Raw genomic sequence first — 21,267 nt, forward strand, 5'->3', positions numbered from 1 at the left:
GGTGGCGCGGCCCGTACGGGGAGGTGGCAGGCAAGTGGTGGATCAGCTGACGCAGCACGATCCGCGGCGGATCGGGCCGTTCGAGGTGCTGGGGCGGCTCGGCGCCGGCGGCATGGGGCTGGTCTATCTCGCGCGCTCGGCGTCCGGCCGGCGTGTGGCGATCAAGACGGTCCGGACGGAGCTGGCGGAGGACCAGCTGTTCCGCGTCCGCTTCACGCGCGAGGTGGAGGCGGCCCGCGCGGTCTCCGGCTTCTACACGGCGGCGGTGGTCGACGCCGACCCGCGCGCGGCGGTCCCGTGGCTGGCCACGGCGTACGTCCCCGCGCCCTCCCTCGAGGAGATAGTGAACGAGTGCGGGCCGCTCCCGGCCCAGGCGGTGCGCTGGCTGGCGGCGGGCGTCGCGGAGGCGCTGCAGTCGATCCACGGCGCCGGACTCGTCCACCGCGACCTGAAGCCCTCCAACGTCCTCGTCGTCGAGGACGGCCCCCGGGTGATCGACTTCGGCATCGCGTCCGGCGTCTCGAACACCCGGCTGACGATGACGAACGTCGCCGTCGGCACCCCCGCCTACATGTCCCCGGAGCAGGCGAAGGACTCCCGCAGCGTCACCGGCGCGAGCGACGTGTTCTCGCTCGGCTCCATGCTGGTCTTCGCCGCCACCGGGCACCCGCCCTTCCACGGCGCCAACCCGGTCGAGACGGTCTTCATGCTGCTGCGTGAGGGCCCCGACCTCGAGGGCCTCCCGGACGAGCTGCGTCCGCTCATCGAGTCGTGCATGCAGATGGAGGCGACCAACCGCCCCAACCCCGCCGACCTCCAGTCACAGCTCGCCCCGCACCTGTTCGGCTCCGGCTCCGACGACAGCGGTACGGCGTCGGCCTGGCTGCCCGAGCGGGCGGTGGGCATGATCGAGAGCCGCCGGGGCGGCCGCCCCGCGGCCAAGCTCGCCACGACGGCCGGCGGTCGCGGCGTCGGAGGCGGCGGTGCCGCAGGTGCCGGCGGTGCGGGACCGGCCGGTGCCCGTCCCGCCGTGCCCGCGCCTCCGCTCCCGCCCCCGCCCTCGCACGATCCCGTCGTACCGGCGCCGCCCGTCCACGCACCGCCGGTGCCCGCGCCCGCCGGCGCCCCCGACACCGGTCCGGTCCGGCTGGCCGGGGGCTCGGTGTCCATCGGTCCCGGCCCGCGCGTCGCCGACATGCGTTCCGCGGCCGTCGCGGCGCCCCCGCCGGAGTCCGCGCTCGCCGCGTCCTGGTCCCGTCCCCGCCCGGGTGTCAACGGCGCCGACCCCGCCGTACCGGCACCGGCCCCGCCCGCCCCCACCGCGCCTCCCGAGGCGTCACCGGCGGGCTGGCGTCCCTGGCGCTTCCGCATGTCCAACGACGTCTGGGGCACGCCGTCCGTCGCCGGGGACCTCGTCTACGTCACCTCCTTCGAGGTGCACGCCCTGGACGTGGCCACCGGGCGCCGCCGCTTCAAGACCCGGGACGTCGCCTGGTCGATGGCGGTCGCGGACGGCCGTATCCACGCCTCCGACGGACCCACCCTCTTCGCCCTGGACGCCCGCGGGGGCGCCGACCTGTGGCGCGTGCAGACCGACGCCTGGGTGTACTCCCTCCAGGCCGACCGGGGCACGGTCGTCACCGCGACCCGCGGCGGCGGCGTCCAGGCGTACGAGTCCTCCGGCGGCCAGAAGCTGTGGGAGATCACCGGCGCACAGACCGACTTCGAGTCCCCGGAGGCGGGCGCCGCCGTCCACGACGGGACGGTGTACGTCTGGCAGGACGCCCGGCTGCGCGCCCTGGACGCCCGTACCGGCGACGAGCGCTGGTCGTACCCGATCGGCGACGCCGCGTCCTGCGGCGGGGTGCCGGTCCGTGTCGCCCACGCCCCCGACGGCTACGTCTACGTCTCGGCCGGCACCCGGGTCCTCGCCCTGGAGGTCACCACCGGTCACGTCCGCTGGCACTTCGAGGCCCCGGCGGTCTTCCTCGCCCCGCCCGCCTTCGTCCCCGGCCCCGCGGTGACCGGCGGCGGCGTCTACCTCGCCGACTACCTCGGCACGGTCTACGCCCTCGACGCCACCGACGGCCGCGACCGCTGGCGGATCGCCACGGAGGCCCGTTCCTCGACCGACCCGGTCCTGGTGGCCGCCGGTCACGTCCACGTGGGCAGCGGCAAGGGCCTCTACACGCTGGACGCGGTCACGGGCACGCCCAAGTGGCGCTTCCAGGCGGGCGGCGAGATCGTGGGCGCCCCCGCGGTCGCCGAGGGCCGCATCCACTTCGGCTCGACCGACCACCTGCTCTACACCCTGAAGGCCGACGACGGCCGCCTCCGCTGGAAGCTGGCCACGGGCGGCGAGATCACCGGCTCCCCGGTGGTGAGGGACGGCATCGTGTACGCGTGCAGCAAGGACCGCTGCGTCTACGCCCTGGACGCGGAGAAGGGCACGGGTACGGCCCGTACGACGTGAGGGCCGGGGGTGTCCGCCCCACCCGGGGCTCCCGGCCGGAGGCGACCGCGGACACGCGTCGGCCGCGGCGGCTCCCCTCCGCGCCGCCGCGGCCGATCCCCGTGCCGGAACAAGGTCTACTTGCCGTCAAGGTCCAGGGCGGGCGGGGCCGGCATGGGGTTCTCCGCCATCGTCCTGACCTCGGGCTTGGCCGGTCCGCTGGGCATCGGGTTCTCCAGCGTGGTGGCGCCCCCGTCCTTCGGCGGCGCCGGCATGGGGTTCTCCGCGAGCGTCCTGACGCCGTCGGTGGCCGCCTCGCCCGTGGCCGTCGCTTCCGTGCTCTTCTGGTGGTCGCTCATGGGCTTGGTCCCTCCGCTGTGATGGCATGTGGCGAACACCCGCCCGGGGCTCCCCCATGGCTCGCCGGGCGGGCGTTCGGAGCCGCACCATAACTGGTCGGGCCCCTGGTCAGACCGTCTGCCCCCCGACGCGACGGTGTGACGGGTACCACCATGCCGCGAGGCGATAAACGAATACTGAACGCCCGTCGTCCCGGGCGCGGTTCAGGCGGCCGACGCGGGAGCGAGCAGGGCCCTCGCCTCGTGCGCCTCGTCGGCGCCCTCCTGCTCGTAGAGCCGGAGCGCCTTGCTCCAGCAGGCCCTGGCCCGGTCGGTCTGTTCCAGACGGGACAGGGCACGGCCCAGCAGGGTCAGCGCGTTGCCCTGCATGCGGTCACCGCCGATGCAGCCGAGCGCGAGGGCCTGTTCGGCGTGCTGGGCGGCCTGGGCGGGCCGCCCGGCCGAGAAGTGCACCTCGGCGATGCGGAAGTTCGTCGTTCCCTCCCACAGCCGCTGCCGGTGTGCGGTGAAGATCGTCAGGGCCTCGGAGAAGTGTCCGAGCGCCTCCGTGTGCCGGCCGGCCCGGCCGAGGGCGATGCCCAGCGCGTAGTGGCTGTTGGCGAGGCGCACGGTCCTGCCGAACTCGGCGTGCGCGTCCAGCCCCCGCCGTGCGAAGTCGACGGCCTGCGTGACATCGCCGACCCCCAGGTGGGCACGTGAGAGGTTGCACAGGGCCGTCGCCTCCGGGGGCCGGTTGCACAGCGCCCGGAAGCCGTCGATGGCCCGCTCGAAGTACGGCTTGCTGTCCCCGTGCCGCCCCTGGTGCAGGCAGATGAGTCCCAGGCTGTTGGCGACCCAGCTCACCGCGACGGCGTCCTGAACGGACTGGGCCAGTCGCATCGCCAGCCGCGACTCCTCCTCCGCCTGCGGGATGCGGCCGGTCACCAGGAGGACGTCGGTGAGCACCGTCCGGGCCCGTCCCTCGGCCAGGGTGTCGCCCGCCGTGCGCGTCGCCTCGCACATGCTCCTCGCCGTCGTCTCGTACTGGTGCGAGTCGGCACCGGACTCGGTGAGGTCCTTGGCGGCCCACAGCAGGTCGACGCCCCGCCGGAGCCGGTCCGAGGCAGCCGTCTGCCGCACGCATGCCAGCAGGGGCGCCGCCTCCGTGTACAGCCAGTCCAGCGCCGCCGACCCCTCGGTGAACGTCAGCCCGGGATACTCGGTCGCCTCCAGGCCGTCCACCAGCCGGTCGCCCGGCCGCTCGATCGCGTACACCCCCGCGGCCGTGGCCAGGTAGAAGTCCAGCAACCGCGACAGCGCGGCCCCCCGCTCGCTCGGCGGATGCTCGTCCCTCTCGGCGCACGCACGCGCGTAGAGCCGCACCAGGTCGTGGAACCGGTACCGGCCCGGCGCCGCCGATTCGAGCAGCGACGTGTCCACCAGGGACTCCAGCAGGTCCTCGGTGTCCTCCACGGGCAGGTCCAGCACCGCCGCCGCCGCCGCGAGGGAGATGTCCGGCCCGTCGGCCAGCCCGAGCAGGCGGAAGGCGCGGGCCTGAGCCCGTTCCAGCTGGCCGTAGCCCAGCTCGAAGGTGGCCTTGACGGCCAGGTCCCCGGCCTGCAGCTCGTCCAGCCTGCGCCGTTCGTCCGCCAGCTTCGCCGCGAGGACCGACACCGTCCACGTCCGGCGGGCCGCGAGGCGGGACGCCGCGATGCGGATCGCGAGGGGCAGGAAACCGCAGGCGCCGACCACGTCCAGGGCCGCTTCCCGCTCCGAGGTCACCCGCTCCTCGCCCACGATCTTCGTGAAGAGGGCCAGCGCCTCGTCCGGGGACATCACGTCCAGGTCGACCAGGTGCGCCCCGGCGAGGTCCACCATCCGCACCCGTGCCGTCACCAGCGCGGCGCAGCCCTCCGTACCGGGGAGCAGTGGCCGTACCTGGGCGGCGTCCCGGGCGTTGTCGAGGAGGACGAGGACGCGACGGCCGTCCAGGACCGATCGGTACAGGGCGGCCCGCTCCTCCAGGGAGTCGGGGACGGCCGAGTCGTCCGTGCCCAGGGCGCGGAGGAAGGAGCCCAGTACCGTCTCCGGCTCCGCCGCCCGCGCGCCCGCGCCCTGGAGGTCGACGTACAGCTGTCCGTCGGGGAAGGCGGCCCGCGCCCGGTGGGCGACGTGCACCGCGAGGGTCGTCTTGCCGACGCCGCCGATGCCCGCGAGTGCGGAGACCGCCATGACGCGGCCCGTGGCGCCGTCCGCGGAGGAGGACAGTACGTCGCTCAGCTCGCGTACGAAGGACGCGCGTCCCGTGAAGTCGGGCACCGTGGCGGGGAGTTGCGCCGGCCGTACCGGGGCCGCCGCCGTCTCCGCGGCCGGCGTCGATGGTTCGGCCAGGCCCGGGTCGGCCCGGAGGATGCGCTGCTGGAGCTCCTGGAGGCCGGGGCGCGGGTCGACACCGAGTTCGTCGGCGAGCAGGCGCCGGGTGTCCGCGTAGACGGCGAGGGCCTCCGCCTGGCGTCCGCTGCGGTACAGGGCCAGCATCAGCAGTTCCCGCAGGCGTTCCCGCAGGGGGTGTGCCGCCGTGAGCGCCGTCAGCTCCGAGACGGTCTCCGCGTGGCAGCCCTGCTCCAGGTCCATGTCGAGGCGGGTCTCGAGGAGTTGGAGCCGCCACTCCTCCAGACGGACGCGCTGTGTCTCGGCATAGGGTCCGGGGACGCCGGCCAGTACCTCGCCGTCCCACCGTGCCAGCGCGCGGCGCAGCACGTCACGGGCGTGGCACAGGTCCCCGGCCCCCCGGGCCTTCTCGGCCTCGGCGGCCAGGTCCTGGACCACCGCGAGGTCCAGCGCCCCGTCGTCCAGGCCCCGCACGGCGTACCCGCCGGACTCGCTCACCAGGACCCCCGGGTCCAGGACCTTGCGCAGCCGGGACGCGTACGTCCGCAGCGCCGCCAGCGCCTGCGACGGCGGTTCCTCGCCCCACAGGGCGTCGATCAGCTCGGCCGCCGTGGCCGTACGGCCCTCGCGGAGCAGCAGCGCGGCCAGCAGGGCGCGCTGCTGCGGGGAGCCGGTGGCCAGCGGTTCCTCGCCGCGCCAGGCGCGTACGGGTCCCAGTACGCAAAAGCGCAGCGCCGCCGGCTTCTCCGGTTCCGCCGGGGATCCGGGACGCCGCTGCTCCGGTACGCGCGGTACACGGTCCATGCAGTCCCCCTAGGCATCCTGAGCAACTACGTCAGTTTGCCTTGTTCATGCCGACCTCGTCAGCCGTGGGAGACACCGATCACAGGTCCCTCACCTGCTCCCTCGCCCCTCCAGGTCCACCCGCACCGACAGAAGCCCCGTCCCCACCCCCATGGCGCGCACCGCCAGGCTGTTGAACCGGGGCAGGCGCCGCAGGCGCGCGACCGGGTCGTCGTCGGGCAGGGGGTGCGCCGTTCCCGTGTACCAGCGGCCCCGGACCCGCACCCGTACCCGCGGATCGGCCCGGATGTTGCGGACGTACTGGGACCGTTCGCCGAACTCCGACACCAGCCAGAAGGAGTCTCCCGCCAGGCGGCCGCCCACCGGCGTGCGGCGGGGGAGGCCGGAGACGCGGCCGGTGGTCTCCAGCAGGGTCTGGGCGGGCAGGCGGCGCAGGACGGCGTTGAGGCGGCGCTGGACGGCCGTGACGGCCCGGTACTTCCTCTCGGCGAACGGCGGCTTCCCGGCGTTGGGCGACATCGACATCGTTCGTTCACCCTCCTGTCTCGTGTGCCTCCATGTTCCCCGGAAAACCTCAGGGGAAGGGTGAGGGCAGGGCCGAGAGACGGGTGGTGCGGGTGTGCGGGTCGTGACCTGGAACGTGTGGTGGCGGTTCGGGCCGTGGGCCGACCGTCAGAAGGCGGTCCTCTCCGTACTGCGGGAGCTGCGGCCGGACGTCGTCGGCCTCCAGGAGGTCTGGGCCGCCGCCGACGGCGCGAACCTCGCCGAGTGGCTGGCCGGCGAACTCGGCCTGCACTGCGCATGGGCGGCCTCCGAGGCCCCCGAGCGGTGGCAGCGGCGGATCGGCGACGACACGGTCGGTATCGGCACCGCGGTGCTCAGCCGCTGGCCCGTCGTGGAGCGGGCCGCGCTGCGGCTGCCCGCCCCCGAGGAGATCGACGACGGACGCCTCGCGCTCTACGCCCGCCTGGACGCGCCCGGCCACCCGGTCCCGTTCTTCACCGCCCACCTGAACTCGGGCGGCCACGCCTCGAAGGTGCGCCGCGAACAGGTCGCCGCGCTCGCGGAGTTCGTCGCCGGGCACCGCCACGGCACCGCCTTCCCGCCCGTCGTCACCGGGGACTTCAACGCCACCCCCGAGTCGCCGGAGGTACGCCTCCTGCGCGCGGGACGGCTCCAGGACGCCTGGGAGTACGCCGACCCCTCGGCCCCGTCCGCGACCTGGGACGGGGCCAACCCGTACATCCCCGACGGGCCGGTGCCGGGCGCCCGGATCGACTACGTCCACGTGGGGCCGCCCGGCCCGGCCGGACTCGGCCGCGTACGTGCCGTGCGGCGGGCGGGCGACGGCCCCGTGGACGGCGTGTGGCCCTCCGACCACGCGGCGGTCGTCGCGGACCTGACGGGGTGGTGAGCCGCCGGGCGGGGGAGCGCGTCCGCCCGGTTGCTAACGCCCCAGGAAAATCGGGTTCGTGAGCGCCGCCGGTGTTCCCGGCAGGGGCCCCGCCGCCGCCTCGTGCCGCAGTTCCGCCCGTACGTACGCGGCGTAGGAGGCGGTCGTCCGCCACTCCACGACGTCCGCGCCGGACACCGGCAGCGGCGCACTGGTGAACAGCACGCCCTGGTCCGTGACGAAGCGCACCGTGCAGCGAGGGGCGCCCGTCACCTCCAGGCGGACGGTGACCGGGGTGTCGTCGTCCACGCGCAGCCGCTCGCCGATGCCGGCGTGCTCGCCCCGGCCGCCCGACGCGGTGAAGGCCAGCGACACCTTCGCCGACTCGGCGACGTACGAGCGCCCGGCCCGGATGCCCTCCTGGATCGCCTCCCGGGTCAGGTCGTCGGCGAGGACGACGGTCTGCGGGCGGCCGATCAGGTCCGGGGCGCGGTGGGAGTCGCTGCTGCCCATCGCCGGGAGCCAGCCCCTGCCGCCCTGCCCGTCGCGCACGGAGGCGACCAGCATGCTGTCCCAGTCGGCCAGCGCCACCTCGTCGTCGGGCGTGTACGCCCCGTTCCACACCTCGACCGCGTCCGCCTCCCCGAACCCGAACTTCCAGTTGCAGCCGATGCAGGTGGCGTGCGGGTGGGCCGGGACGACCAGGCCGCCGGCGCGCCGGATCTGGCGGGCGAAGCGGCCGAAGCGGTTGTCCCGGGCCCGGTAGCGCCAGTCGACGAAGGTGCCGGGATCGGTGCCGATGGCGACGACGTGGCCGTTGCGGGTCGTCACCTCCTCGCCGAGCATGATCAGCAGGTCGTCCCCGGCCTCCGCGGCCCAGTGGGCGTGTGCCGAGTGCGTGTTGTGCTCGGAGGAGTTGATGAAGTCGAGGCCCGCGGCCCGGGCGAGCGCCGCGATCTCGGCGAGGGTGTAGCGGCCGTCGGAGTAGACGGAGTGCAGGTGGCAGTCGCCCCGGTACCAGGCGCGGCCCCGTCCCCTGGCGCGCTCGGGTGGATAGACCGGCCGGACGGCCTCGCCCTGCTCGCCGTAGGTCAGGGTGATCGTGATCTCGTACGGCAGCCCCTGCGGAGCCACCGTGTACGGGCCGAGGGCGATGTGCCACACGCCCGCCCGGACCGGTCCGGGGAGGTAGCCGGGGGTCGCGTCGTCCGCCCGTACGAAGAACTCCGTGCGCGCCCCGCCCGACCAGCCCCTGAAACCCCGGCCGCCGAGGCCGGTGCCGCGCTCGTCGAAGAGGCCGATGTCGAGGGCGTTGCCCGCGGTGCCGGCCGGGACGGCGGGGCGGTCGTAGGTGTAGGCGACGTGGATCTCCCGGACGCCGGCCGGGACCTCGACGGGGATGTACACGAAGTCGGGCGAGCCGGTGGGCAGGGTGCCGCGCACCGTTGACTTCCGCTGCTCCCGGGGTGCCGCCGAGGCGAAGCTCACGGTTCCCAGCGTAAGCGCCGCGGCGGCTCCCGTCGCGAACACCGCGCGTCTGCCGATCCCGGCGTGGTCGTCCTCGCACATGCTGCTGCTCCCAGGTGTCGTCAGTGACATGACATCGGTGACATCGGTGGTGCAGGGGTGGTGCGTGCAACCCTCGTATTGAGCCGTGAACTCCCGTACAAGGAAAGGGGTTCGGCGGATTGAGAGCGGGAGGCCGCGCGGTGGGCGACCGGGAAACCGCGCGGTGGGGGGAGGGGGCCGCCGGGGTGGCCCGGCGGTACGGCCCCCGCGTCCTGATCACGCCGCTCGTATGCTCGAAGGATGACGACTTCCGCGACCCCCGGAACCGGACCCGCCGACCCCGCGGGCCCCACCGAGAACTCCCTGCGTCGCGCCCTCAAACGCGCGCGGGACGGCGTCGCCCTCGACGTGTCCGAGGCCGCGGTGCTGCTCCAGGCCCGCGGCGAGCACCTCGACGCCCTCACCGCGTCCGCCGCCCGGGTCCGGGACGCCGGCCTGGAGGCGGCCGGGCGCCCCGGCGTCATCACCTACTCGAAGAGCGTCTTCATCCCGCTGACCCGGCTGTGCCGGGACAAGTGCCATTACTGCACGTTCGTCACCGTCCCCGGCAAGCTGCGCCGCGAGGGGCACGGGATGTTCATGTCCCCCGACGAGGTCCTCGACATCGCCCGGCGCGGCGCCGCCCTCGGCTGCAAGGAAGCCCTCATCACCCTCGGCGACAAGCCCGAGGACCGCTGGCCCGAGGCCCGCGAGTGGCTCGACGCGCACGGCTACGACGACACGATCGCCTACGTCCGCGCCGTCTCCATCCGCATCCTGGAGGAGACCGGCCTCCTCCCGCACCTCAACCCCGGCGTCATGACCTGGACGGACTTCCAGCGGCTCAAGCCGGTCGCCCCCTCCATGGGCATGATGCTGGAGACCACCGCGACCCGCCTGTGGTCCGAGCCCGGCGGCCCCCACCACGGCTCCCCGGACAAGGAACCGGCCGTCCGCCTGCGCGTCCTGGAGGACGCCGGCCGCTCCTCGGTCCCCTTCACCTCCGGCGTCCTCATCGGCATCGGCGAGACCTACGAGGAGCGCGCCGAGTCACTGTTCGCCCTGCGGAAGGTCTCCCGCGCCTACCACGGCGTCCAGGAGCTGATCATCCAGAACTTCCGCGCCAAGCCGGACACCGCGATGCGCGGCATGCCGGACGCGGAACTGGACGAGCTGGTCGCCGCGGTGGCCGTCGCCCGCCACATCATGGGCCCGTCCGCCTGCCTGCAGGCCCCGCCCAACCTGGTGGACTCGGAGTACGAGCGTCTGATCGGCGCCGGAATCGACGACTGGGGCGGCGTCTCCCCGCTCACCATCGACCACGTCAACCCCGAGCGCCCCTGGCCGCAGATCGACGAACTCGCCGAGAAGTCCCGCACGGCCGGCTTCGAGCTGCGCGAACGCCTCTGCGTGTACCCGGAGTTCGTGCGGCGCGGCGAACCCTGGCTGGACCCGCGCCTGCGCCCGCACGTCGCGGCCCTCGCCGATCCGGTGACGGGCCTGGCCCGCGAGGACGCGACGGTCGAGGGCCACCCGTGGCAGGAACCGGACGAGGCGTTCACCGCCACCGGCCGCACCGACCTGCACACGGCCATCGACACCGAGGGCCGTACGTCGGACCGCCGCGACGACTTCGACGAGGTGTACGGCGACTGGGGCGCCCTGCGCGAGGCCGCCGTCCCCGGTATGGCACCGGAGCGCATCGACACGGACGTACGGGCCGCGCTGGCGACGGCGGCCGACGACCCCACGAAGCTGACGGACGGCGAGGCCCTCGCCCTGCTGCACGCGGACGGCCCGGCGCTGGACGCCCTGTGCGCGGTGGCCGACGACGTGCGCAAGTCCGTCTCGGGCGACGACGTGACGTACATCGTCACCCGGAACATCAACTTCACGAACGTCTGCTACACCGGCTGCCGCTTCTGCGCCTTCGCCCAGCGCCGCACGGACGCCGACGCGTACACGCTCTCCCTGGAGCAGGTCGCCGACCGCGCGCAGCAGGCCTGGGACGTGGGCGCGGTCGAGGTCTGCATGCAGGGCGGCATCCACCCGGACCTGCCGGGCACCGCCTACTTCGACATCGCGAGGGCCGTCAAGGAACGCGTCCCCGGCATGCACGTGCACGCCTTCTCCCCGATGGAGGTCGTCAACGGCGCGACCCGCACCGGCATGTCCGTCCGCGAGTGGCTGGGCGCGGCGAAGGAAGCGGGCCTGGACTCGATCCCGGGCACGGCGGCGGAGATCCTCGACGACGAGGTCCGCTGGATCCTGACCAAGGGCAAGCTGCCGACGGCGACGTGGATCGAGGTGATCGAGACGGCGCACGAACTGGGCATCCGCTCTTCGTCCACGATGATGTACGGCCACGTGGACCAGCCCCGTCACTGGCTGGGCCACCTGCGTACCCTCGCCGGAATCCAGCAGCGCACGGGCGGCTTCACGGAGTTCGTGACGCTCCCCTTCATCCACACCAACGCGCCGGTGTACCTGGCGGGCATCGCGAGGCCGGGCCCGTCCGTGCGCGACAACCGCGCGGTCACGGCGATGGCCCGCCTCCTCCTGCACCCGCACATCCCCAACATCCAGACGAGCTGGGTGAAACTGGGCACGGAGGGTGCGGCGGAGATGCTCCGCTCCGGCGCCAACGACCTCGGCGGGACCCTGATGGAGGAGACGATCTCGCGGATGGCGGGCTCGTCGTACGGCTCGTACAAGTCGGTCAAGGACCTGATCGCGGTCGCCGACGCGGCCGGCCGCCCGGCGAAGCCCCGGACGACGCTGTACGGCCCGGTGCCCGAGGAGCGGCAGCGGGCGGCGGCGGCGTCGGACGGTCACCTGCCGGAGCTGCTGCCGGTACTGGACTGACGTCCGGGGAGGGCCAGGGGTGTGGGCCGTCCGCAGTACGATGATCGGGCCCCCGGTGTGTTCGGGGTTCTCGTAGCTGAGGAGATGCGTGCCCGTGCCAGCCCGACTTCCCTCATGGGCCTGGGTCTCCGGTCTGACCGTGGGGGCGATCGCGGCGGTGAGCGTCCTGGCCGTACAGGCGGACCAGGGCCCCCACCCCGCCGCCGCGGCCACGAAACCCCGCCCGTCGGCGTCGGCGGACGCGAAGCCGAGGCCGGAGGAGACCGCGCCGGCCCCGGTGCCGGACGGCTCCGGCACCGGCCGCCGCATCGTGTACTCCCTCGACCAGAAGCGGGTCTGGCTGGTCGACGCGAGCGACGCCGCGCGGCGGACGTTCACGGTGTGGCCGGGCACGGTCAGCCCCGACCCGGACACCTACACGGTCGGCACCCGTTCCAAGGGGGCCACGACCGGCTCCGACGGCGTGCGGATCGAGCAGATCGTCTACTTCGCCCAGGAGGACGGCGTCTCGGTCGCCTTCTCCAACGCCGTCGACGGCTCCTCGCCACCTCCGCCCGTCTCCGGTGCGAAGACGGGCGGCATACGGCTGACCAAGGCGGACGGCGCGGCGGTCTGGGCCTTCGCGACGTCCGGCACGAAGGTCACGGTCGTCGGGTAGCGTCCGCGTCACCGGGCGTGAGCTGGGCGACGATCAGCACGACACCGCTGATCAGGAACACCCGGGTGGCGGCGTCCAGCCCGTTCCAGTCCTCCGACTGCCACATCGAGAACCATTCGCCGCCGATCCCGATGAACCCGGCGCCGAAGAGCAGCATCAGCATGAGGGCGCCGTACGTGGTCATGCGCCGCCCGGCCGCGTGGTCCCGGCGTATCCACAGCCACGTCGCGTAGACCAGCACGAGCGCGGCCACCGTCTCCCACGCGATGATCGCGACGTAGGCGGCGTCCTGGACGCCCTCGTTCGTGATCGCCCGCCACATCAGATCGTCGTCCTTGAAGGTCGTGTCCATCGCGAGGACATGACGGACGAAGTCCTGGTTGGTGCCGAAATCGGTGATGTTCCCGAAGGCGACGAGGGCGATGTAGAGGGCGAGGGTGGCGGTCAGCACGGTGGCCGCGAGGGGAAGGGTGCGTGGGGTGTTGGACATGAGAGGGATGTTTCCAGGCGTGGAGGTCTCCACGTGGCGGGGTTCGGAGATCGTGATCACGCCGACGCGGCCCGCCGGCGATGTGGCTTGCGGAAGGGTGTCCTCCTGCGCCACGGCGGGAACACCATGGTTCCTGATTGCTGTGGGGACAGGGGGGTTGGCGTGGAGACTGCTGAACTTGCCGCTGCTGCCATAGGGCTGCTGGCCGCGACGGTGACGGGGGTGGCGACCGGGGTAGGCGAGCGGACGGGCTCGGAGGTCGTACAGGTCGTCCGGGAGCGTCTGGGCGCCTCCGAGCGCGGCCGGCGGGCGTTGGCGGAGCTGGAGGAGGCTCCCGATGCCGAGCGGGCACGCGGCGAGGCGGAGGCGGTCCTCCGGGACGAGGTCGAGGCGGATGCCGGCCTCAGATACGCGCTGACGATGCACCTGTACCCGCCGGTGACGCAGACCAGGGGGAGCGTGGTGATCACCGGTGGGCGGGTCTCGCGGTCCCAGATCACACTCGGGCCGCTGACGATCAACAGACCGTCCACGACGGGTGGGCTCGTGGCCCTGGCGGTGGCGCTCGTCGTGGCGGTCACGCTGATCGTGTACGGCGGGGTGCAGGTGGTCACCACCGACGACTCCCCCGGCACGGCGGACGCGGCGGGCGGGGCGGACGCGGCCGTCGGGAAGGCGCCGGCCGCGCGCGCGTTGAGCCCGGCGGAGACCAAACAGGTCCTGCCGGCCCTCGAGGACATGCCTCCGGACTGGACGGAGATCGGTGGACGGCAGGCCGAGAGCGGAGGCGACTGCCACCAGGGCAGAGCCAAGTACAACTACCAGGGATCCGTCCCCCGGTTCCTGGCCGTCGAGTTCGAGGTGTACGCCTGCCGGGAAACCTGGATGGCGTCCGAGGGGTACAAGGAGTCCCTCGCCGAAGACGCCTCACAGAAGCCGGCGAAGAGGGCCATCTCGATGCCGAGGTTCGGTGACGAGAGCCGTACCACCGTCCACACCGTGGAGGACGACTACATGTTGCCTCCCGGCGACGCGGGGGACCATGTCGTCTCCTGGGCGCGTGTCGGGAACGTCGTCATCGAGATGAAGTACGGACCGGTCGAAGAACAGGAGGAGTACCCGGCGTACGTCGAGGAGTTGATGCGGATCGTCGCCGACCGCGCCCGGCAGGTCCAGGCGAGCGGCTGATCCTCCACGTGAACATCCGGCGGGGAGGTGTCCTCCTGCCGCTCGAACGAGCGCCCCGAGGACGACAGGGCCGAAACGTTCACGCTTCCCGACAAGACAGTGCCCCCGTGACGGCCAGGAAGAGCGCGGCCGCGTTCAGGGCCAGGTAGCCGGCGGGGAACGCGAAGTTGTGCCAGACCCGCGTGCGTACGTGCGCCGCGACGGCGCCGACGAAGAAGAGGACGAGACCGGCCGCGGCGGCGACGCCGAGGGGCCGGACGCCCAGGAGGCCGAGGAGGAGCCCGGCGGCCCCGGCGGCCTTGAGCGCGGCGAGCCGGGGGAGCCACGACGGGGGAACCTCCACCTCGGCCGAGTTGGCGACGACGAACCCGGCCCGCATCAGGTCCGCGACGGCGATTCCGGTGTTCGCCACGATCGCGACGACGGTGACGATCACGTAGGCCGTGAACACGTGCCTCTCCTCCCGGCCGCAACCCTCGCGAGCCCGCGACGACGGGGACCGCTTTCCTGCCGTCAAGCCTCACCGTGGCCTGCCGCGCCGTCCAATACCCGCGCCCATAACCTGGCGGCATGGATGTCGACACGCGGTTGCTGCGGTACTTCGCCGCCGTGGCGGAGGAAGGGAGCGTGACCCGGGCCGCCGAGAGGCTGTTCGTCTCCCAGCCGGCGCTGACCAAGCAGATCCGGCAGCTGGAGGCCGGGCTCGGGGTGACGCTGTTCACGCGGTCGAGGACCGGCATGGCCCTCACCGAGCCGGGCCGGGCACTGGCGAAGCGGGTCCCGGCCCTGCTGGACGGGTGGGAGACGGCGCGGCGCGAGACGAGGTCCGCGGCGAGCCGTGCGGCCCGCGTCCTGCGGGTCGGATTCATCGCCAGTGCCGCCAACGAGGCGACACAGCCGATCGTCGCGGAGTTCGCCCGGCGCCGGCCGGGCTGGAGGGCCGAGATGCGGCAGGCCTCCTGGTCGAACCCCTCCGCCGGACTCGCGGACTCGGACGTCGACGTCGCCCTGGTACGACTGCCGTTCCCCGGTCAGGACGCGCTGCGGGTGGCGGTCCTGTTCAGCGAAGCCCGCTGGGTCGCGCTGCCCGACTCGCACCCCTTGGCCGCCCGGGACACGATCCCCTTCCGCGACCTGTGGGACGAGCCCTTCGTCGCCGCACCGGCCGAGTCGGGCCGGTGGCGGGAGTACTGGCTGGCCGTCGACGAGCGCGACGGCCACCCGGTACGCGTCGGCGCCGTCACCGAGCAGCCGGACGACTGGCTCAGCGCGATCGCCAACGGCTACGGCGTCGCCCTCGCCCCCGAATCCGCCGCCCGCTTCTACACCCGACCCGGCATCGTCTACCGTCCCGTCACCGGGGTGAGCCCCACCCGGGTCGGTGTCGCCTGGGCACCGGCCGACGACGCCGACCCCGTCGTCCGGGAATTCGTCCGCTGCTGCCGCGAGGCGCGCCCCGTCACGTGAACGTTTCCACACCGTTCGGCCCGTTCCGGCCCTGAACCGGCCACCCCCGTTCGATTACAGTGCTGGGCGTCGTACGTACGCGCGGTGCCCGAGGGGAGGTCCAGGTGGGCGCGACAGCCGGTGCCGTCTGGGGGCGTGCCGAGCAGCAGGACTTCCGCAGCCGGGTGCGCGGGGCGCTGCTCGGAGTGGCCGTCGGGGACGCCCTCGGCGCGCCCGTCGACGGGCTGGATCTCGACGGCATCCGCGAGGCGCACGGCGCGGAAGGGCTCACCGACCTGGCCCCCGCCCACGGCCGGCGTGGTGCCGTCACCCACCTCACGCAGCTCACCCTGTTCTCCGTGGACGGGCTGATCCGCGCGCAGGTACGGCGGGACACCGGCGCCTGGCACCCCCCGACCGACCTGCACCGGGCGTACCGGCGCTGGGCCGCCACGCAACGCGACTGGGGTCCCGACCTGCGGCGCGAGGACGACGGCTGGCTGGCCCGCGAGGAGTGGCTGTACGCCCGACGGGACGCGACGCGAGCGCTGCTGCTCGGACTCGGTGACGAGACGATGGGTACGCCGCAAGCGCCGAAGAACCCCGGTGAACGCGGGCCCGAGGCCGCCGCCCGGTCGGCGCCGTTCGGGCTCCTGGTCGGCTGGGAGCCGCAACTGGTCGCCCAGCTCGCCGTGGAGTGCGCGGCGCAGACCCACGGACACCCCACCGGATACCTGTCGGCGGGCGCGTACGCCGTGATCGTGCACGGGCTGGCGCGCGGGGAGAGCCTGGACGGCGCCGTGCAGCGAGGGCTCGCCCTGCTCGCCGCCCGGCCGGGGCACCAGGTCGTGGCGGACGCCCTGCAGCACGCGCTGGGCGCGGTACGGCAGGGACTGCCCACCGCGGCACGCGTGACCGAGCTGATCGGCGAGGGGACGGCGGAGGGACTGGTGGCCGCCGCCGTGTACTGCGCCCTCGTCGGCGAGGACGTACGGCACGGGCTGCGGCTCGCCGTCAACCACGGCGGGCCCTCGGCCGCGACCGGCGCCCTGACCGGCGGACTGCTCGGCGCCCTGCACGGCGAGACCGCCCTCCCCCCGGCCTGGCTGGCCGAACTGGAGGGCCGCCCGACGATCCTGGAGCTGGCCGACGACTTCGCCATGGAGATGACCCAGGGACCGGCACTGCACGGCCCGGCGGGCTCGTCCCCGGGCTGGCTGGCGCGCTACCCGCGGGCTTAGCCGACCGGGCCCGGAGACCGGGCCCGGAGACCGGACCCGGAAACCGGACCTCGAATCGGACCCGGAAATCGGGCCTTGGAAAGCGGGCCTGGAAATCGGGCCCGGAAATCGGGCCAGGAGTACGGGTCAGGGAATCGGGTCACGTTTCGTGAAGCGCAGGGCACCGGGCCGCGGCTAGCGTGGCAGTCATGGACATCACCATTCACACGAGCGTCCTCCCGCACGACGACCCGGACGCCGCCGTGGCCTTCTACCGCGACGCCCTCGGCTTCGAGGTGCGCAAGGACGTCGGGAACGGCACGATGCGCTGGATCACCGTCGGCCCCGCCGGCCAGCCGGGCACCTCCCTCCTCCTCGCGCCGCCCGCCGTCGATCCCGGCATCACCGACGCCGAGCGCCGCACCATCGCCGAGATGATGGCCAAGGGCACCTACGGCTGGCTTCTCCTGGCCACCAAGGACCTCGACGGCGTCTTCGAGAGGGTGAGGGCCCAGAACGCCGAGATCGTCCAGGAGCCGACCGAGCAGCCGTACGGCGTACGCGACTGCGCCTTCCGCGACCCCGCCGGCAACCAGATCCGCATCCAGGAACTGCGCTGAGCCCGGCCGGCGCCCCGACCACCGGGACGCCGGCCGCTCACGCTCGGCCGGGACGGGACCTAGTCGCCCACCCGGCTCCGCCCCACCGCGTCGTCCGCGCCGCCCGCGGGCGCCGGGACCGCGGCCGCCGCGCCGGAGGCGTCGTCGTCGCCGTCCGTGTTGAGCCGCTCGATGATCGCGAGCCGTTCCGGGGTGTCCTCCGGCTTCAGGAAGCCGATCACGACGTACAGGACCAGGGACACGGCCAGCGGGATCGACACCTGGTACTCCAGCGGCACCCCGCCCTCCACGTTCCAGTTGATCGGGTAGTTGACCAGCCAGAAGGCGAGCAGGCCCAGCGCCCAGCTGGTGAGCGCCGCCGTCGGACCCGAGCGGCGGAAGGGCCGGAGCAGGCCGAGCATCATCGGGATCGCGATCGGACCCATCAGGCCGGCGACCCACTTGATGACGACGGTGATGATGTCCTTGAACGTCGGCGAGTCGACCTGAGTCGCCACCGCCATCGACAGGGCGAGGAAGATCACCGTCGTCAGTCGCGCCGCCAGCAGCCCGGACCGCCGGCCCCAGGAGCGTGCCCGCACCGAGAGCACCGGCGCCACGTCACGGGTGAACACGGCCGCGATCGCGTTGGCGTCCGAGGAGCACATGGCCATGGTGTGCGAGAAGAAGCCGACGATGACGAGACCCAGCAGGCCGTGCGGCAGCAGCTGCTCGGTCATCAGGGCGTAGGAGTCGGAACCGTCCGGCTTCTGCGACTCGACCAGCAGCGGCGACATCCACATCGGGAAGAACAGCACCAGAGGCCAGACCAGCCACAGGATCGCCGACAGCCGCGCCGACCGTTCGGCCTCGCGGGCGTTGGGCGTGGCCATGTAGCGCTGGGCCTGGTTGAGCATGCCGCCGTTGTACTCGAAGAGCTTGATGAAGAGGTAGGCGAGCAGGAACACCGTGCCGTACGGGCCGACCAGGGGATCGCCGTGGCCCTGCAGCTCGGGCTCGTCCCAGACGCCGAAGAACCCGCCGTGGTCGTCGAGCTTGACGACCACTGCGACGAACATGGCGATACCGGCCAGCAGCTGGATGACGAACTGCCCCAGCTCGGTCAGCGCGTCCGCCCACAGGCCGCCGATCGTGCAGTAGATGCCCGTGACGACGCCGGTGATCAGGATGCCCTCGTTGATCGAGATGCCGGTGAAGACCGACAGGAGCGTGGCGATGGCCGCCCACTTCGCGGCCACGTCCACGATCTTCAGCAGCATGCCGGACCAGGCCAGGGCCTGCTGGGTGGGCAGGTTGTACCGGTTCTTCAGGTATTCCAGGGGCGAGGCCACGTGCAGCCGTGAGCGCAGCCGGTTGATGCGCGGCGCGAACAGCTTGGAGCCGATGCCGATGCCGAGCGCGATGGGGAAGGACCAGGTCACGAAGGACGTGACGCCATAGGTGTAGGCGATGCCCGCGTACCCGGTGAACATCACCGCGCTGTAGCCCGACATGTGGTGCGAGATGCCGGAGAGCCACCAGGGCATCTTGCCGCCGGCCGTGAAGAAGTCGCTGACGTCGTCGACGCGTTTGTGCGACCAGACGCCGATCGCCACCATGACGGCGAAATAGCCGATGAGCACGGACCAGTCGAGACCGTTCATGTGCCCCCTTCCGGGGTCCGCCTTGTGAACTCCGCTCAGCAGGCTGGCACTTCGCGCGAGCGGGGTAGGGGCAGTGGAAGGCCGCGAAGTGCCCGCTCATCGTGGTTGGGGCGACGCGGGCACGACAAGGAAGGGGAAGGTCAAGAGGAGGTAAAAATGTTCGGCTTGCTGACCTCGGTTCACCTACATGAACAACTCCGCAGGTGTTCCGAGGCCGTCTACTTCAGCTCGTCCGGGCAGGGCGTGCCCCGCTTCAGCCCGTACGGCGACGCCAGCCGGTACGTGCCCGCCTCGGGGGCGATCAGCGTCGTCCACTTGTCGCCCTCGGCGGTCTCCTCCGTCTCCATCAGGCAGCCGTTGACGTTGTCGTACGTCTTCGGCGCGTCCTCCGAGCTGTTCTTGGAGGCCTCGGTCTCCTGGGGCGGCTCCAGCTTCTCGCCCTCGGCGTCGACGAGGCTCAGCCACGGCGAGTACGGCATCCGGATCAGGATGCGGCCGGGCTGCTTCACATCGATCGTCCACTCGTCCTGCTCGGCCTGCCGGACGACCGCGTTGGGCTCCGCCAGCGGCGTCGGGTCGATCACCTCGAACAGCTGCCAGTTGGCGTCCCCCCAGACCTGCTTCAGATACGGCAGGCCCCGCTGCAGCAGCTCCCGCTCGCGTTTGCCGCCGTCGCCGTCCGGTTCACCCTTGGGCAGCACCACGTAGTGCACGGCCCAGCGCTTCAGCCACTCGTGGTAGTTCGCCGAGTTGAGCGTGTCGTCGTAGAAGAGCGGGTTGCGGTCCATGTCGGCCTGGCGGGTCCAGCCGCGGGCCAGGTTCACGTACGGCGCGAGCGCCGAAGCCTCCCGGTGGGAGCGGGCCGGTACGGCCTCCACCCGGCCCCTCTCCGCGCCGACCTCCTGCAGCTCGTTCACGAGCGGTGCCAGCTCACGCGCCCAGGAGGCGGTCGGCTGGGTGTGGATGACGTCATCGGCCGACTTGAAGCCTATCCAGCCGACGAAGCCGACGAGGCAGACCACCAGCGCGTACCACTTGCGCGTCCTCGGCACCGTGAACGGCAGCGCCGCCACCAGCGCCACCCCGGCGAAGAGCATCGCGAGGCGCGTGATGTTGGACCCGATCTGCGAGCTGATCAGCCACACCAGCAGCACGGACAGGCCGTAGACCGCCGACGTGATCCGTACGGTCGTCCAGTCGCGCGGCACGAACGCGTACACCAGGCCCGCGTACAGGACCGGCAGGACCGCCGAGCCGAAGGCCATCGGCTGTGTGCCGGAGAAGGGGAACAGCACCGCCGACAGCGCGACCACCGCCGCCGGGGCCAGCCCCAGCGACCAGGCGCCCGGTCGGCGCTTCTGCAGGAACAGGGCCACCGCCACCAGGCCCACGAACAGGCCCGCGACCGGCGAGGCCATGGTGGCCAACGCGGCCAGCGGCGCCGCGCACAGCCCCTTGGCCCAGCGCTCGTACCGCCAGCGGTACGGCCAGCAGAACACCGCGGCGACCGCGCCCAGACCGAACATCATGCCCAGCCCGAACGTCACCCGTCCCGACGCCGCGTTGCACAGCAGCCCGAACAGGCCCGCCAGCGACGCCCACAGCGGGTTGCGGACCACCCGGCTGCGGATCAGGACCATCGTCAGCAGCCCGGCCGACAGCGTCCCCGCGATCATCATCGTCGTCCGCACGCCGAGTGCCGACATCAGATAGGGCGAGACCACGCTGTACGACACCGGGTGCATGCCGCCGTACCAGGCGAGGTTGTACGCCGAGTCCGGGTGCCGGCCGACGAACTCCGCCCACGCGTCCTGCGCCGCGAGATCGCCACCACTGTTCGCGAACGTGAAGAACCAGGCGATGTGGAGCACCCCGGCCAGCGCGGTCACGGACAGTACGGGATGGCGCAGCATGCGCTCGCGCAGGGCCAGGAAGGCGGCCTTCATCGCGGACGGCGCTTGCGGTCCCGCGCCCTCGGGCTCGGCGCGGTCCGGATCGGCACGGCCCGGCTCACGGTCGCCGTCCGCCGGGACACGGCCGGCCCTGCCGCTCTCGCCGCTCTTCCCGTCGTCCTTGCGGGGCGCGGGTACGCGTGGCCGCGGGCCGGCTCCCGGGCCCGGATCGGCGTCGTCGGCGCGTGTCGGCTCCGTAGTGGCCACCTGAAGGCACTCCCCGTGTCCCGTCTTCTGCTTGCGGCCGTGTCCCGTTCCC

Annotated in this window: 16 protein-coding genes; 8 read left to right on the plus strand and 8 right to left on the minus strand. The window is 72.9% G+C overall.

Annotated elements, in window-relative coordinates; all coding sequences use genetic code 11:
• Positions 1 to 34 precede the first annotated feature (34 nt).
• On the plus strand, positions 35 to 2,473 hold the full coding sequence (locus ACH4F2_RS19125; protein WP_398133874.1) for a PQQ-binding-like beta-propeller repeat protein: 2,439 nt from the start codon (positions 35 to 37) through the stop codon (positions 2,471 to 2,473).
• 116 nt (positions 2,474 to 2,589) lie between these two features.
• Here the strand turns inward: ACH4F2_RS19125 and ACH4F2_RS19130 are convergent, their stop codons facing one another.
• The 3 genes from ACH4F2_RS19130 to ACH4F2_RS19140 form a co-directional block, all read right to left on the minus strand.
• Positions 2,590 to 2,811 (minus strand): hypothetical protein, encoded by a 222-nt coding sequence (locus tag ACH4F2_RS19130; RefSeq protein WP_398133875.1) that lies wholly within the window; start codon positions 2,809 to 2,811, stop codon positions 2,590 to 2,592.
• Between the two features lie 204 nt (positions 2,812 to 3,015).
• Positions 3,016 to 5,985, minus strand: coding sequence for a BTAD domain-containing putative transcriptional regulator (locus ACH4F2_RS19135; protein ID WP_398133876.1), 2,970 nt, complete (start codon positions 5,983 to 5,985; stop codon positions 3,016 to 3,018).
• Between the two features lie 90 nt (positions 5,986 to 6,075).
• A complete protein-coding gene (locus tag ACH4F2_RS19140; protein WP_398133926.1) occupies positions 6,076 to 6,504 on the minus strand; it encodes a nitroreductase/quinone reductase family protein in 429 nt (142 codons plus the stop codon).
• 100 nt (positions 6,505 to 6,604) lie between these two features.
• On the opposite strand from ACH4F2_RS19140, the gene ACH4F2_RS19145 reads away from it, so the two are divergent.
• A complete protein-coding gene (locus tag ACH4F2_RS19145) occupies positions 6,605 to 7,399 on the plus strand; it encodes an endonuclease/exonuclease/phosphatase family protein (protein ID WP_398133877.1) in 795 nt (264 codons plus the stop codon).
• A 33-nt stretch (positions 7,400 to 7,432) separates the two neighbouring features.
• Here ACH4F2_RS19145 and ACH4F2_RS19150 read toward each other — a convergent pair whose 3' ends face one another.
• The gene (locus ACH4F2_RS19150) at positions 7,433 to 8,947 is read right to left on the minus strand and encodes a CehA/McbA family metallohydrolase (protein ID WP_398133878.1); all 1,515 of its coding nucleotides are present in this window, start codon (positions 8,945 to 8,947) and stop codon (positions 7,433 to 7,435) included.
• 240 nt (positions 8,948 to 9,187) lie between these two features.
• Here ACH4F2_RS19150 and ACH4F2_RS19155 point away from each other — a divergent pair, with 240 nt between their 5' ends.
• Positions 9,188 to 11,791, plus strand: coding sequence for a bifunctional FO biosynthesis protein CofGH (locus tag ACH4F2_RS19155; RefSeq protein ID WP_398133879.1), 2,604 nt, complete (start codon positions 9,188 to 9,190; stop codon positions 11,789 to 11,791).
• Between the two features lie 94 nt (positions 11,792 to 11,885).
• Positions 11,886 to 12,449: a hypothetical protein gene (locus ACH4F2_RS19160; RefSeq protein ID WP_398133880.1), complete on the plus strand. Its 564-nt coding sequence runs from the start codon at positions 11,886 to 11,888 to the stop codon at positions 12,447 to 12,449.
• Here ACH4F2_RS19160 and ACH4F2_RS19165 read toward each other — a convergent pair.
• Positions 12,433 to 12,939, minus strand: coding sequence for a DUF2165 domain-containing protein (locus tag ACH4F2_RS19165; RefSeq protein ID WP_398133881.1), 507 nt, complete (start codon positions 12,937 to 12,939; stop codon positions 12,433 to 12,435). The genes ACH4F2_RS19160 and ACH4F2_RS19165 overlap by 17 nt on opposite strands.
• Positions 12,940 to 13,101: 162 nt before the next feature.
• Here ACH4F2_RS19165 and ACH4F2_RS19170 point away from each other — a divergent pair, with 162 nt between their 5' ends.
• Entirely contained in the window at positions 13,102 to 14,127 is a 1,026-nt protein-coding gene (locus tag ACH4F2_RS19170; protein WP_398133882.1) for a hypothetical protein, read from the plus strand.
• A gap of 79 nt (positions 14,128 to 14,206) precedes the next feature.
• Here the strand turns inward: ACH4F2_RS19170 and ACH4F2_RS19175 are convergent, their stop codons facing one another.
• A complete protein-coding gene (locus ACH4F2_RS19175) occupies positions 14,207 to 14,578 on the minus strand; it encodes a DoxX family protein (RefSeq protein ID WP_398133883.1) in 372 nt (123 codons plus the stop codon).
• 119 nt (positions 14,579 to 14,697) lie between these two features.
• Here ACH4F2_RS19175 and ACH4F2_RS19180 point away from each other — a divergent pair, with 119 nt between their 5' ends.
• The 3 genes from ACH4F2_RS19180 to ACH4F2_RS19190 all read left to right on the plus strand — a co-directional run bounded on the left by ACH4F2_RS19180 (position 14,698) and on the right by ACH4F2_RS19190 (position 17,413).
• A complete protein-coding gene (locus ACH4F2_RS19180) occupies positions 14,698 to 15,594 on the plus strand; it encodes a LysR family transcriptional regulator (protein WP_398133884.1) in 897 nt (298 codons plus the stop codon).
• A 104-nt stretch (positions 15,595 to 15,698) separates the two neighbouring features.
• Positions 15,699 to 16,814 carry an ADP-ribosylglycohydrolase family protein gene (locus tag ACH4F2_RS19185; protein WP_398133885.1) on the plus strand — a complete coding sequence of 372 codons (1,116 nt, stop codon included), beginning with the start codon at positions 15,699 to 15,701 and terminating at the stop codon, positions 16,812 to 16,814.
• Positions 16,815 to 17,002: 188 nt separating this feature from the next.
• Positions 17,003 to 17,413 (plus strand): VOC family protein, encoded by a 411-nt coding sequence (locus ACH4F2_RS19190; protein WP_398133886.1) that lies wholly within the window; start codon positions 17,003 to 17,005, stop codon positions 17,411 to 17,413.
• A 59-nt stretch (positions 17,414 to 17,472) separates the two neighbouring features.
• On the opposite strand, the gene ACH4F2_RS19195 is transcribed toward ACH4F2_RS19190, so the two are convergent.
• A complete protein-coding gene (locus ACH4F2_RS19195; RefSeq protein ID WP_398133887.1) occupies positions 17,473 to 19,056 on the minus strand; it encodes a sodium:solute symporter family protein in 1,584 nt (527 codons plus the stop codon).
• A gap of 218 nt (positions 19,057 to 19,274) precedes the next feature.
• Positions 19,275 to 21,215 carry an MFS transporter gene (locus ACH4F2_RS19200; protein ID WP_398133888.1) on the minus strand — a complete coding sequence of 647 codons (1,941 nt, stop codon included), beginning with the start codon at positions 21,213 to 21,215 and terminating at the stop codon, positions 19,275 to 19,277.
• Positions 21,216 to 21,267 lie beyond the last annotated feature (52 nt).

This window comes from Streptomyces sp. NPDC017890 (assembly GCF_044328675.1).
Classification (GTDB): domain Bacteria; phylum Actinomycetota; class Actinomycetes; order Streptomycetales; family Streptomycetaceae; genus Streptomyces.